Annotated in this window: 5 protein-coding genes and 1 pseudogene; 1 reads left to right on the top strand and 5 read right to left on the bottom strand. The window is 60.1% G+C overall.

From position 1 onward, the window contains the following. Positions 1-3: 3 nt before the first annotated feature. A complete protein-coding gene (locus tag HXS66_RS12285) occupies positions 4-705 on the top strand; it encodes an ACP phosphodiesterase (RefSeq protein ID WP_176503646.1) in 702 nt (233 codons plus the stop codon). A gap of 15 nt (positions 706-720) precedes the next feature. Here HXS66_RS12285 and HXS66_RS12280 read toward each other — a convergent pair whose 3' ends face one another. From HXS66_RS12280 to HXS66_RS17600, 5 genes and pseudogenes are all read right to left on the bottom strand, one after another. After that, a complete protein-coding gene (locus tag HXS66_RS12280; protein ID WP_176503645.1) occupies positions 721-1,908 on the bottom strand; it encodes an HlyD family efflux transporter periplasmic adaptor subunit in 1,188 nt (395 codons plus the stop codon). Then, positions 1,905-4,190 (bottom strand): type I secretion system permease/ATPase, encoded by a 2,286-nt coding sequence (locus HXS66_RS12275; RefSeq protein WP_176503644.1) that lies wholly within the window; start codon positions 4,188-4,190, stop codon positions 1,905-1,907. The genes HXS66_RS12280 and HXS66_RS12275 overlap by 4 nt, the downstream gene beginning before the upstream one ends. After that, positions 4,187-5,590 (bottom strand): TolC family protein, encoded by a 1,404-nt coding sequence (locus tag HXS66_RS12270; protein ID WP_176503643.1) that lies wholly within the window; start codon positions 5,588-5,590, stop codon positions 4,187-4,189. The genes HXS66_RS12275 and HXS66_RS12270 overlap by 4 nt, the downstream gene beginning before the upstream one ends. A gap of 116 nt (positions 5,591-5,706) precedes the next feature. Further along, complete coding sequence (locus HXS66_RS12265) at positions 5,707-12,990, bottom strand: hypothetical protein (protein WP_218015175.1); 7,284 nt, start codon at positions 12,988-12,990, stop codon at positions 5,707-5,709. A 258-nt stretch (positions 12,991-13,248) separates the two neighbouring features. Continuing rightward, positions 13,249-13,317 (bottom strand): annotated as a pseudogene (locus tag HXS66_RS17600) (hypothetical protein); the annotation flags it as partial.

Genomic DNA, 13,317 nt, shown 5'->3' with positions numbered 1-13,317 from the left:
AACTTGAACTTTCTTGGTCATGCGCACCTGAGTCTGGCGGGCAGCGATAACTTCCTGTTTGGCAACCTGATTGCCGACGGCGTGCGCGGCAGTGACCTGAGCGGCTGGTCGCCTGAGATAGAAGCCGGCATCCGTTTCCATCGCCGCTGTGATGCTGTGATCGATGCCCATCCCGAAACTCGCTGGCTGTTGACTCAGGTACCGCCCGCGTCACGTCGTGTGGCCGGCATCGCCTTTGACATGATGTGGGATCACCTGCTGGCTGGTGAGATGCACGATGACGATATCGAGCGCCTCTATCGCCTGTTGGCGCGTGAGGAGGTGCCGTCACGCCTGACGAGCCTCATCGAGTGGATTCAGGTGCGCGATGCGCTCAGGCGCTATCAGGAGCTGGAGTTCACGCTCTCGACCATTGCCAGCATCGGCGAGCGCATGACGGCCAGACGCCGGTTACGCCAGACAAGTGATCCTCGCCAGCAAAGTGATTCACGAAGGCAAAGTGATTCACGAAGGCAAAGTGATACGCGAAGGCAAAGTGATACGCGAAGCGGAAGGCGTACGCACAAGGTGGGGGATCTGGAAGCAGGCGCCAATCCGCTGGCGGACATGACGCCGTGGCTGGCGGATAACCGCGCGATGCTTGAGGACAGCTTCGCGCGGTTGTGGCCGGACATGCTGGCATTGCGCCAGACGCCCGTTATCTGATGATCAGGCTTGCGCTCAGCGCAGCTCCAGACGCGTGAAGGGTCTCAGGAGATACGAGAGCACGCTGCGCTCGCCGGTCTCGATGTCCACCGTGGCGACCATGCCCGGCTTGATCGGCAGCGTCTCGCCATTGTGCTCCAGCGCCGCGGTCTCGCTGCTGACCAGCACGCGATAGTAGCTTTCCTCACCCCGTGGCGTTTCCTCTTCCAAGGTGTCAGAGCTGATGCGCTCCACCTTGCCCTCCAGCGTGCCGTAGACCGCATAGTCGTAGGCGCTGATGCGAATCGTGGCCGGCATGCCCGGGGCGATGAAGGCGACATCCTGCGGGCGGATGCGCGTCTCGAACACCAGGGTGTCCTCCAGCGGGGTGATCTGCATGATCTCCTCGCCGGGCGGGATGACGCCGCCACGCGTGGTGATGGCGATGTTGTTGACCACGCCACGCACCGGCGAGAGCAGCCGGGTGCGATCCAGCTGATCACGCCGCTGCACGGTAGTCTCTTCCAGTGTCGCCAGTTCGGACTTCTTGTCGGCAAGCTCGGCGTAGGCATCCTGCAGATAGGTATTGCGGATCTCGGCCTGACGGCCCTTGAGTTCGGCGATCTCGCGATCCAGCTTGAGCATCTCCATCTCGCCCACGGCACGTCGCTTGACCAGCGGGCGGATCACCGCGAGCTGACGCTGGGCCGCAGTGATCTCCTTGCTGACCGCATTCAAGGCGCTGTCACGCTTCTTGCGCCGCGCCGTGAACAGCTCACGCTCGGTGGCCGTCAGCGCCTCGTTGTCACGCACCTCCTCCGGAAACTCGATGCTGGCCTTGTCCAGTACCTCGGCTTCCAGACGTCCGATGGTCGCCCTCAGCGCCTGGGCCTGGCTCAGCGACTCCATGTAGGCCGAGCGGAAGCGGGTTTCATCGATGGCGGCCAGCAGCTGACCGGCCTCGACGATTTCCCCCTCCCGAACCATGATCTCGTCGAGAATGCCGCCCTCCAGGCTCTGGATGGTCTGCTGGCGCGAGGAGGGGACTACCTTGGCTTCACCGCGGGCCACTTCATTGACTTCGGCCCAGCTGGACCATGCCACGAAGAGCGCTATCACCAGCAGGCTGGCCCACAGCAGCGGACGTGACCAGTGGCTTTCCAGTCTCTGGTCCGGGCCGCCCAGCTCACGTTTGATGAGTTCGGGGTCAAAACGCTGGCTCATGAGGCCTCCTGGCGCTGGCGAGATGAGGAGGTGGCCGGTGTCTTGCCGGCGGATTGTCTGGCCATGATCTGATCCAGCGGGCCATCCATGACGCGCTTGCCATGGCGCAGTACCAGCGCGCGCTCGACCCAGCTGAGCAGCGACTTGCGGTGAGTGGCAAGCACCAGGGTGCGGCCGGCAAGCCACGGGCCAAGTGTCTTGATGACGTGCTGCTCGGTGGCCTGATCCAGCGAGGCCGTGGGTTCATCCAGCAGCACCACGACCGGGTCCTGCAGGATCAGGCGGGCAAGACCGAGGCTCTGACGTTGGCCGCCGGACAGGCTGTGGCGATCATGCAGCATCATGTCCAGCCCCAGCGGATGACGACGCACGAAGTCGCCCAGGCCGGTCATCTCGAGGACCTCCAGGAGACGCATGTCGCTGACATCCCGTCCGTCGATGCACAGATTGTCTCGCAGGGTGCCGCTGAACAGACTGATGTCCTGTGGCAGGTAGCCGATGGCGCGTTGGCGGTCGGCAGGGTCGATCTGACTCAGGGCGAGGTGATCGAGGGTCAGTTCACCGCTGGTAGGCGTGAAATAGCCGGCCAGCAGTCGCAGCAGGGTGCTCTTGCCGGCGCCATTGCCCCCCAGCAGCGCGATGTGTTCACCGGGCGCGATGCTCAGGCGATCCAGTGCCAGAGCCTCCGGCGCTTCCTCGTCATAGCGCCAATGCAGATTCTCGGCATGATAGTGACCGCGAGCCTGGGCGAGTCGCGCGAAGCGGCGATCACCGGGTCGCTCGATATCGGTCTCCATCAGCGCATCCAGGCCTTCCTTGGCCACCTTGACGTGCTGCCAGCGACTCAGCAGTGCGCTGATCTGCAGGGTCGGGCCGATGGCGCGCGACGACAGGATCGAGCAGGCGATCAGGGCACCGACGCTTAACTCGCCAGCCATGATCAGATAGACACCGGCAATGATGACGCCGACGTAGGCCAGCTGCTGCATGCCGGTGCCCCAGCTGGTCAGCCAGGCGACGGCATGGCGGAAGGTGACGCCACGGTGGGTCTGCTCGGAGGTCAGGCGCTGCCATTGGCGACTGGCATGGCCTTCGGCGCGACAGGCCTTGAGGTTCTCGAGGTTGTCGAGGGTCTCGAGCAATACGCCATTCTTGACCGCGGATTCGCGCATGCCCTCACGGGACAGGCGTGACAGCCAGGGTTGCGCCAGCAGCACGGGAATCAGCATCAACACGATGGCGGCCACCGGTACCCAGACCACCGGGCCGCCCAGCAGGGCGATCAGGCCCAGGAACAGCAGGGCGAAGGGCAGATCACCACAGGCCCCGAGGGTCGAGGCGGTGAAGAATTCGCGGATGGCATCGAAGTCTCGAATCTGGCTGGTCATCGCGCCGGTGGAGCGCGGCTTCGAGGCCAGGCGCATCTGCACGGCGTGGCGGAAGATGTGATCGTTGAGCTCGAGATCGATCTTTTTGCCCGAGTTCTCGATCAATTGCGCCCGCAGTGCGCGCAACAGCGCTTCCAGCGCGATGGCGAGAATCACGCCGATACCCAGCGCCCACAGCGTATCGACGGCACCGGTCGGCACCACACGGTCATAGACCTGCATCGCGAACAGGGCCGTGGCCACGGCCAGCAGTGCAGCGAGCGACGAGGACAGTGCGACTTCGGCGAAGACTCGCCAATGGGACTTGAGGCGTGATGTCAGCCAATGACCCTGGCGGGTCTGGCTGTAACCTTCTGCGCGATCCAGCGAGATCTCACCATGTGCGAACAGCGCAATGCCGGCGTATGCGGCGTTCAGCTCGGCCTGTGGCTGCCAGTACTCTCCCCCGGACAGCGGGTCGAGCAACTGATAGGCGGGGCCGCTGGGGGCTGCTTCCGTATCATCGTCTGCCGGGGTGTCGCTCGTGTCGGCACTCGACTCGGCACTCGGCTCGCCACTCGATTCGATGCTCGACGTTTCAGGCCACTGATGCGACGCCTCATGGGCCAGCAGTACGCGGCTGCTGCCGTCTTCCAGCAACACGACGCAGGGCATCAGGCTGGCAGGAATCTCGTCGAGGGGAGCCTGACTCAGACGTGCGGCAATGCCCTGGCGTGACAGGGCCTGCTCCAGATCCTGTGGCGCGAGCTGCCCCTTGGTCAGTGGCATGCCATGGCGCAGGCGTTCGAGGTCGATGCCGTGGCCCTGCAGGCGCAGCAACTGGCGAACGCTCTCCAGCAGCGGGTCGGGTCGGGAGGCCACCGGGGTATCGGCGGCAGACTGTACGGAGCTCATTGGCTGACTCCCTGGCTGACAGGCTGATGGGAATGAGACAGGTGAGTACTCGTCATCTCAGATGTCGCGGCAGTGGTGGATGGCGCGCGAAGGGGGGAGGTGACCAGTGGCAGGGCGCCCAGCTGGGTCGCGAGTTCATATTGATCGGTGAGCAGCTGGGTGTTGAGCTCGATCATCTGACGACGCGCCGCGAAGATCTCGCTTTCGATGGTCAGCAGATCCTCGATATTGCGTGAGCCGGTGATGAACTGGTCCCGATAGCTGCTGCGCAGGCGCTCCCCGCTGCGTGCCTGCTGATCCAGCGCCTTGATGCGTGCCTCGACCGCTGGCTGACTGGCAGACAGTCGCTGGATCTGGCGGCGCAGCTCACGGGCCGTGGAGGCGGTCTCGAACTGGGCGGCGGTCAGGCGTGCGCGGTCCGCTTCAGGCTGGCGCAACGGCGTCAGGCCTTGGAAGACCGGGGCCTCGATACGCAGGCCGATACTGGAGTCGCTGACCATGTCGTCGTTCGACTCATAACGTGAGCTTGTCGCCTCCAGTCGCAATTCCGGCCAGCGCTCGGCCTCGCTCAGGCTCAAGGCGTGGCGCGCGGCATTCTGCTGGCTGACATGACTGCGATAGGCCGGCGCGTTGGTGATGGCGGCATTGGTAGTGGCAGGGTCGCGGGCCAGGTCCGCCACGATCGGCAGTGGCTTCGGGGCGCTCAAGGCCACGCCCTGGAAGGGGCGTCCACTGAGAATCTCGAGTTCCTGTCGGGCGGTATCAGCATCGCCCTGAAGGCGTGCCAGCCATTCACGCGCACTGGCAAGGTCGACGGCGGCTCGGTCCAGCTCGACCCGGTCACCATAGCCCGAGAAGGTGCGATCATTGGCCAGCGTCTCGAGGCTTTCGAGCTTCTCGATGTAATCACGTACGCGGCGCATCATGGCGCGGTTGGCCCCGAGATCGATATAGGCGGTGATCGCCTCCTGGGCGATCTCCATGCGGGTCTGATCCAGGGTGTCACGCTCGACATCCCGCTCGGCCTTGCGTTGTTCAACCTCGGCTTCCACCTGCCCCCAGTCATAGAGCATCTGGCTCAGCGTGATGCGATACCCGCCTTCCGTGAAATTGTCCTCGGTGCCGACGCTGCTTTCCAGACGTGGCCAGTAGCCATCCTCGGCAATCTCGATATCCGTCCCTGCGGCCCGGACATTGGCCTGGGCGGCATCGATGCGAGGGTCATGCCTGAGCACATCGCCCAAAACTTCGGCGAGATCACGTGTCGTCTGAGCACTGGCCGGTAGCGAACTCGCCAGACCGGCTGAGACGACACAGACGGCGATGGAAAGCTTCTTCATTCGTATGCGCAGAGTTGTTGCCTGTCCGATGGCGGACGGACAACGAAATAGGGTGGGCATCATGTCACTCCTTGGCCCCAGGGTGATCCCTGAAGTTGCGTCATCCTGACGCTTTATTCGTGTTCAGTGTGTACTTGTTCATCGGGAAGGCGCCTCCTGAGAGGCGCATCCCGGGACTAGCCGTTATTGGTATTCACGGTAACGTCCTGGTCGATATAGAGCGTTGCGTCACCCAGTTGATAAGTATCATAGGTGGTGCCGTTGAACTCGGCAGTGGCGCCTGTTGTGGTCGCCCCATCAGCTTCCACGCTGTCGCCCTCATCGCCATCGATATACAGCTCGTTATCGTCATCCGTGAGGTTCAATACCGTATCGGCATCGATTTTCAGACTGGTGCCGGTCTCGCTGCTGGCCGAGATATCTAATACCTCGACATTAGTGGCGGTGTTCGCCGAAACATTCGAATCCAGCAGCGCAGTCAGATCAATGCTTTCCCCGGTGTTGTCGAAGCTCAAGGTATCAATGCCTGCACCGCCGTCGACCTCGAAGGTAAGAGTAGATGTCACGAGGGTGTCATCGCCCTCACCACCATCGAAGATGTTGCTGCCAGCGCCACCTGAGAGGTAATCATCTCCCAGATTCCCGATCAGAGTGTCATCGCCATCACCACCTTGGAGGGCATCACTTGCGCTACCGCCGGTTAAAACATCATTTCCCGCAAATCCGTAGAGATAGACACTGGTATCGCTGCTGCTCTCATCAAAAACATCGGCCTCTACGTCTCCAATAAGAATAGAGGAAGCATCAATCCCGCTGAATACCGAGCTGCTGTCCAGAAGATCAACGTCAACCAGTGAGGACAGTGTGCCTGTCGTTTCTGCGTCATAAACATCTGTGGCAGTAATGCTCAAAGCATCAAAGAGCTCCACATCTACGAGATTGATACCTCCTTGATCCAGTGTGACCGTCGCGAGAAGTTGATTTAGCGCTCCGTTGTCAATATCACCGCCATCAGCTGCAGTAATAGTGATCTGAGCATTGGCAGCAACGGTACCAATAATGCCCTCAAATTCGTCACCTGTGTCTTGAACAATGAGGCCGAGAGCGTTAGCTAAATCGTTATTCCAGGTAAATGCTGGAGCAGTAATGAGAGAGTCAGGGTCAATCGTAACTAGCGCACTATAATCAAGCACTACGGTTTGCAGATTATTGTCAGAATCTGCAACAAAGATATTACTATCATAAAGGTCAATAAGGCCAAGCGCCTCTAGACCCACCAGTCCGAGAAGTTCGTCATCATCCGCAGTCACAGTAGGGGCGACATTACTTACCGAGTCCAAGCTTTCGTTGCCAATGAAGGTGATATCCCCAGTTGCCGTATCACCATCACCATCCACGATTGTGACACTGACATTCGTTTCATTGACCTCAGTACCAATCAGCAGTTGATCATCAGTGATCAGTGCATCAATGATGTCACTATCGGACAATGTTTCGGAGGATGTGATGTCCACACCTTCAAGCTTGATGATCTGATTGGCATTGTATCCATCAGTAGCCAGATTGAGATCACCCGTAGTACTGATATAGATGGCGGTGTAGGCCGCAGTATCAACGCCCGCCGCGACATACTCGAAAGTGATGTAGTTCGCCAGATTGTTGCTGGTGCTGCCCACATAGTAGGCACCATCCAACAGATCAGTCAGATCAAGGGTATCGCCAGCTGGGGCATCGGCCTCACTGTCATTGTTGAAATCCAGAACGGTATCCGTTGCAGGTGTAGTGACGGTACCTTCATCACCGGCCTCCCAGCGAATGACATCGACGCCTGTCCCACCATCCAGGCTGTCATCCCCTGAACCGCCGATCAGCAAGTCGCTGCCAGCCGCACCATCAAGGGTGTCATCACCGCTCCCACCACGCAGGATATTGCTTCCACTTCCACCAATGAGCGTATCATCACCAGCGTAGCCATAGAGGTTGGACCCTGGCTCGGTCGCGGTGACGCTATCGCTCCCAGTATCGTTTCCAGTAGTACCCTCATCAACCGGGATGACATAGTCATCGACAAGAAGACCGACATTAGCCAATGAAGCATCAGTATCAGACGAGGTTGCAGCTAGTGCATCAGTCGCATAGATGGTGGTATTGCTCAAGATGGAGTCTGTAACAGAGTCTAAACTTGTTAAATCAAGAAGTAGAGACAATAATCCCGGTACCGAGATCGTAAACTCAATACTCGCCAAGAGCTCGTTGAGTTCCAGGTTAGTAACTTCGCCTCCATCACTATCAGAAATTGTGATAATCTTTTCGGAATCAGTATCAGTGTCTGGGGTAACAGTGAGACCTAATTCTGAAGCAAGCACTTCACTGTAAGTCCAGGAGCTAGTTCCCAATAATGAATCAATAGCATTCTGAGTTGATATGGTCCCTAGTAATAACTCATCTACTACAGCAGTAAGTGAACTTAAAAGACCACTAGTAGAAAGCGTTACTGAGGTCACATTATTTTCAGCATCATAGACACTATAAAGCTGATCTTCGCTCAAGGTCACGATATCAAGAACATTGATGCCGACAATGCCTAGCACACCGTCACTATCAGTCACGTTGGCTTGCGGACGTGTGTTGGCTTCATCAGCAGCTCTGAATTTCCCATCGTGACTATAGGTATAGTCACCGGTGCTGATATCAATACTGAACGACTCACCAAAATTGGTTTCTACCGCTAGGATGCCATCGGCGACCGTGATGGTATCGCCAGCACTAAGGTCGAAGACGTCACTTGTTCCCGTGATATCCGCATAGGTCCCATCATCCGAAAGAGTGAACGTCAGACCTTGCAGAGTGAATGACTGTACCTGGCCATTGGAGGAGTCCGCACCGAAGCCATAGCCTAAGCTTTCATCGCCATCAAAGATATTGCCGGTATAATCAGTCCCTAAGCTCAGTGCTACGACTTCAGCTGTTGTTGCAAGCTTAGGCGTATCGTCTTCAATAACGATTTCCAATGTACCACTGGTAGTAGCACCTCCATCAGTGAGAGTTACCAGTATATCGACAGTGGTTGAATCAACTTCATCCTGATCAATATTACCCAGTAGCACAGCACTATAGGTGATATCAGAACCGTCTTCGACGACAGTCACTTGGAATACAGCCGTTCCCTCAGAGGTCTGTGCCTCAAGAGTCTGGCCATCTTCGCTGGCGACCCAGGTCAATTCATCCCCATTGCTGGTGAGCACAGTAGAGGAGCTGAGTGAGAGAACAGCTGTGCTGCTGGTATCAGCGAATGCCAGGCTATCAGAGGCTTCCATCGTTGCGGCTGCAATACCCGTTTCAGATACCATAAGACGGGTATTTTCATCGAAGTTAAGAAAGTCAGAAGCTAGCTTCGTGATTTCGGCAGAGATGTCAGTGGAGTTCCCCGCATCATCTGTCACGGTCACTTTGACGTCGATGTCACCATCAGCCAGTCCGGAAATATCCTGACCATCGACCGTGAGGCCAGTGCCATCGATGACGATGTCATCATCACTGACCGTAATGGAATTGTCTTCACTGTCTGTGATGACGATATTGATATTTTCGACATCCAGTCCTTCTTCCACCGTACCTGCAAGTAGAAGATCGGTAGAGGCTGCCGCACTGATCTCGCCGTCGACCGCATTCACAACATAGATGGTGTTATCGATCGCATCAGGTGCAGTCAGATCGCTCTCCGTAGCACCAGTGGCCGTGGCGGTGTTGCCCGCGGCATCGGTGACGGTCATCGCGACACTGAGCGCGCCTGCGGTGAGTGCGGACAGATCCAGGCCGGTCACCGAGATATTCCCTTCGTCATCGACCGTGATGTTGCTGGAGTCGACGGTGAACGTGTTGGCCGGATCGGCGCTGTCAGTGATGGTGATCACGACATTGCCGTTGTCGAGACCGGCTTCGATGCTGCCGCTGAGGGCGACATCGGTGATGTCACTGGCGTTCAGCTGGCCATCATCGCCATCCACGAAGTCGATGGCACTGTTGAGCGGAGCGGTCAGATCACTGGTGGTCGCACCGCTGGCTTCGTCAGTGTTGCCCGCCGCATCGGTGACGGTCATCGAGACGGTGAGGGAGCCTGCTGTGAGGGCAGAGAGATCCAGGCCAGTCACCGAGAGCGCGCCGTCGGTGCCGACCGAGATGTTGCCAGCGTCGACGGTGTACTCATTGGCCGGATCGGCGCTGTCCGTGATGGTGATCACGACATTGCTACTGTCGAGGCCGGCTTCGATGCTGCCGCTGAGGGCGACGGCGGTGATGTCACTGGCGTTCAGCTGGCCATCATCGCCATCCACGAAGTCGATGGCACTGTCGAGCGGAGCGGTCAGATCACTGGTGGTCGCACCGGTGGCTTCGGCAGTATTGCCCGCTACATCGGTCACGGTCATCGAGACGGTGAGCGCGCCTGCTGTGAGGGCAGAGAGATTCAGGCCAGTCACCGAGAGCGCGCCGTCGGTGCCGACCGAGATGTTGCCAGCGTCGACGGTGTACTCATTGGCCGGCTCGGCGCTGTTCGTGATGGTGATCACGACATTGCTGCTGTCGAGGCCGGCCTCGATGCTGCCGCTGAGGGCGACGGCAGTGATGTCGTCGACGTTCAGGAAGCCATCGGCGCCATCGACGAAGGCGATGCTGCCCGTCGGGTCGGTGGTATCCACGGTCACGGCGCCCAGGTTCACGGCGTCGCTGACGTTGCCCGCGAGATCGGTCTGACGGATCTGCACAACGCCATCGGCGTAGACACCTTCGTCCAGCGTGAAAGTGGTGCCAGTGCGAGCATCCCAGGTGGTGCCGCCGTCGAGGGAGACTTCCCAGGTGGCATCGGTCTCGAGACCACTGACAGTGACCTCACCATTGCTGGTGATGCCGTCGTCCGCGACGTTGGTGTCGGCGGTGAGCGCAAGGCTCGGGACTTCAGGCACCGTGAGATCACTGGTGGTGGTGTCGTCGGTCTCGAAGGTATTGCCCGCTACATCGGTGACGGTCATCGAGACGGTGAGGGCGCCTGCTGTGAGGGCAGAGAGATCCAGGCCAGTCACCGAGAGCGCGCCGTCGGTGCCGACCGAGATGTTGCCAGCGTCGACGGTGTACTCATTGGCCGGCTCGGTGCTGTCCGTGATGGTGATCACGACATTGCTGCTGTCGAGGCCGGCCTCGATGCTGCCAGTCAGATCGACGGCGCTGATGTCTGCCAGATTGAGGAGGCCATCGTCACCATCGACGAAGGCGATGCTGCCCGTCGGGTCGGTAGTATCCACGGTCACGGCGCCCAGGTTCACGGCGTCGCTGACGTTGCCGGCGACATCGGTCTGACGGATCTGCACCGTGCCATCGGCATAGCTGCCTGCGGCGAGAGTGAAGGTAGCCCCCGTGCCATCGACCCAGGTGGTGCCGCCGTCGGTGGTGTATTCCCAGCTGGCGTCGGCTTCCAGATCGCTGACGGTGACTTCCCCATTGCTGGTGATGCCATCGTCCGCGACGTTGGTGTCGGCGGTGAGCGCAAGGCTCGGGACTTCAGGCGCCGTGAGATCACTGGTGGTGGTGCCGTCGGTCTCGAACGTATTGCCCGCTACATCGGTCACGGTCATCGAGACGGTGAGGGCGCCTGCTGTGAGGGCAGAGAGATCCAGGCCAGTCACCGAGAGCGCGCCGTCGGTGCCGACCGAGATGTTGCCAGCGTCGACGGTGTACTCATTGGCCGGCTCGGCGCTGTCCGTGATGGTGATCACGACATTGCTGCTGTCGAGGCCGGCCTCGATGCTGCCAGTCAGATCGACGGCGTTGATGTTCGCCAGATTGAGGAGGCCATCGCCACCATCGACGAAGGCGATGCTGCCCGTCGGATCGGTGGTATCCACGGTGACGGCGCCCAGGTTCACGGCGTCGCTGACGTTGCCCGCGAGATCGGTCTGACGGATCTGCACAACGCCATCGGCGTAGACACCTTCGTCCAGCGTGAAAGTGGTGCCAGTGCGAGCATCCCAGGTGGTGCCGCCGTCGAGGGAGACTTCCCAGGTGGCATCGGTCTCGAGACCACTGACGGTGACCTCACCATTGCTGGTGATGCCGTCGTCCGCGACGTTGGTGTCGGCGGTGAGCGCAAGGCTCGGGACTTCAGGCGCCGTGAGATCACTGGTGGTGGTGTCGTCGGTCTCGAACGTATTGCCCGCCACATCGGTCACCGTCATCGAGATGGTGAGGACGCCTTCGGTGAGCCCGGAAGTTGCGGTGCTCAGGTCCAGACCGGTTACGGACAGATTGCCGGCACCGTCGATCGTAATGTCAGTTGTGGCGACGGTGATCTCGTTGGCCGGATCGGCGCTGTCAGTGATGGTGATCACGACATTGCTGCTGTCGAGGCCGGCCTCGATGCTGCCAGTCAGATCGACGGCGCTGATGTCCGCCAGATTGAGGAGGCCATCGCCACCATCGACGAAGGCGATGCTGCCCGTCGGGTCGGTGGTATCCACGGTGACGGCGCCCAGGTTCACGGCGTCGCTGACGTTGCCCGCGAGATCGGTCTGACGGATCTGCACAACGCCATCGGCATAGCTGCCTTCGTCCAGCGTGAAGGTGGTGCCAGTGCCCGCGAGCCAGGTCGTGCCGCCGTCGAGGGAGACTTCCCAAGTGGCATCGGTCTCGAGACCACTGACGGTGACCTCACCATTGCTGGTGATGCCGTCGTCGGCGACGTTGGTGTCGGTGGTAAGCGCGAGGCTCGGGACTTCAGGCGTCGTGAGATCACTGGTGGTGGTGCCGTCGGTCTCGAACGTATTGCCCGCTACATCGGTCACGGTCATCGAGACGGTGAGGACGCCTTCGGTGAGCCCGGAAGTTTCGGTGCTCAGGTCCAGGCCGGTTACGGACAGATTGCCGGCACCGTCGATCGTAATGTCAGTTGTGGCGACGGTGACCTCATTGGCCGGCTCGGCGCTGTCAGTGATGGTGATCACGACATTGCTGCTGTCGAGGCCGGCCTCGATGCTGCCAGTCAGATCGACGGCGCTGATGTCTGCCAGATTGAGGAGGCCATCGCCACCATCGACGAAGGCGATGCTGCCCGTCGGGTCGGTGGTATCCACGGTGACGGCGCCCAGGTTCACGGCGTTGCTGACGTTACCAGCCACATCGGTCTGACGGATCTGCACAACGCCATCGGCGTAGCTGCCTTCGTCCAGCGTGAAGGTGGTGCCAGTGCCAGCATCCCAGCTGGTGCCGCCGTCGAGGGAGACTTCCCAGGTGGCATCGGTCTCGAGACCACTGACGGTGACCTCACCATTGCTGGTGATGCCGTCGTCCGCGACGTTGGTGTCGGCGGTGAGCGCAAGGCTCGGTGCCGCGATGGTGGCATCGACGGTGACGGCGCCCAGATTCACGGCGTCGCTGACGTTGCCGGCGACATCGGTCTGACGGATCTGCACCGTGCCATCGGCATAGCTGCCTTCGGCGAGAGTGAAGGTAGCCCCCGTGCCATCGACCCAGGTCGTGCCACCGTTGGTGGTGTACTCCCAGGTAGCGTCGGCTGCCAGATCGCTGACGGTGACTTCCCCGTTGCTGGTGATGCCATCGTCCGCGACGTTGGTGTCGGCGGTGAGCGCAAGGCTCGGTGCATCCGGCGCGGTGGTGTCGACGGTGAGCGTGAAGTCGGCAGACGGTGCACTTTCGTTGCCCGCGGCATCGGTGGCGGTGACGCTGAAGACGTGTTCGCCATCGGCGAAGCCAGTCGCCGGCGTGAAGCTCCAGGTGCC

The organism is Cobetia sp. 5-11-6-3 (assembly GCF_013374055.1).
Lineage (GTDB): Bacteria > Pseudomonadota > Gammaproteobacteria > Pseudomonadales > Halomonadaceae > Cobetia > Cobetia marina.
The sequence above is the reverse complement of the archived record's forward strand: the minus strand, read 5'-3'. Positions and strand labels throughout refer to the sequence as shown.

Bases quoted from the DNA above. Each gene is read 5' to 3' on its own strand.
- HXS66_RS12270 (WP_176503643.1), bottom strand. From the start codon at position 5,590: ATGCCCACCCTATTTCGTTGTCCGTCCGCCATCGGACAGGCAACAACT.
- HXS66_RS12275 (WP_176503644.1), bottom strand. From the start codon at position 4,190: ATGAGCTCCGTACAGTCTGCCGCCGATACCCCGGTGGCCTCCCGACCC.
- HXS66_RS12280 (WP_176503645.1), bottom strand. From the start codon at position 1,908: ATGAGCCAGCGTTTTGACCCCGAACTCATCAAACGTGAGCTGGGCGGC.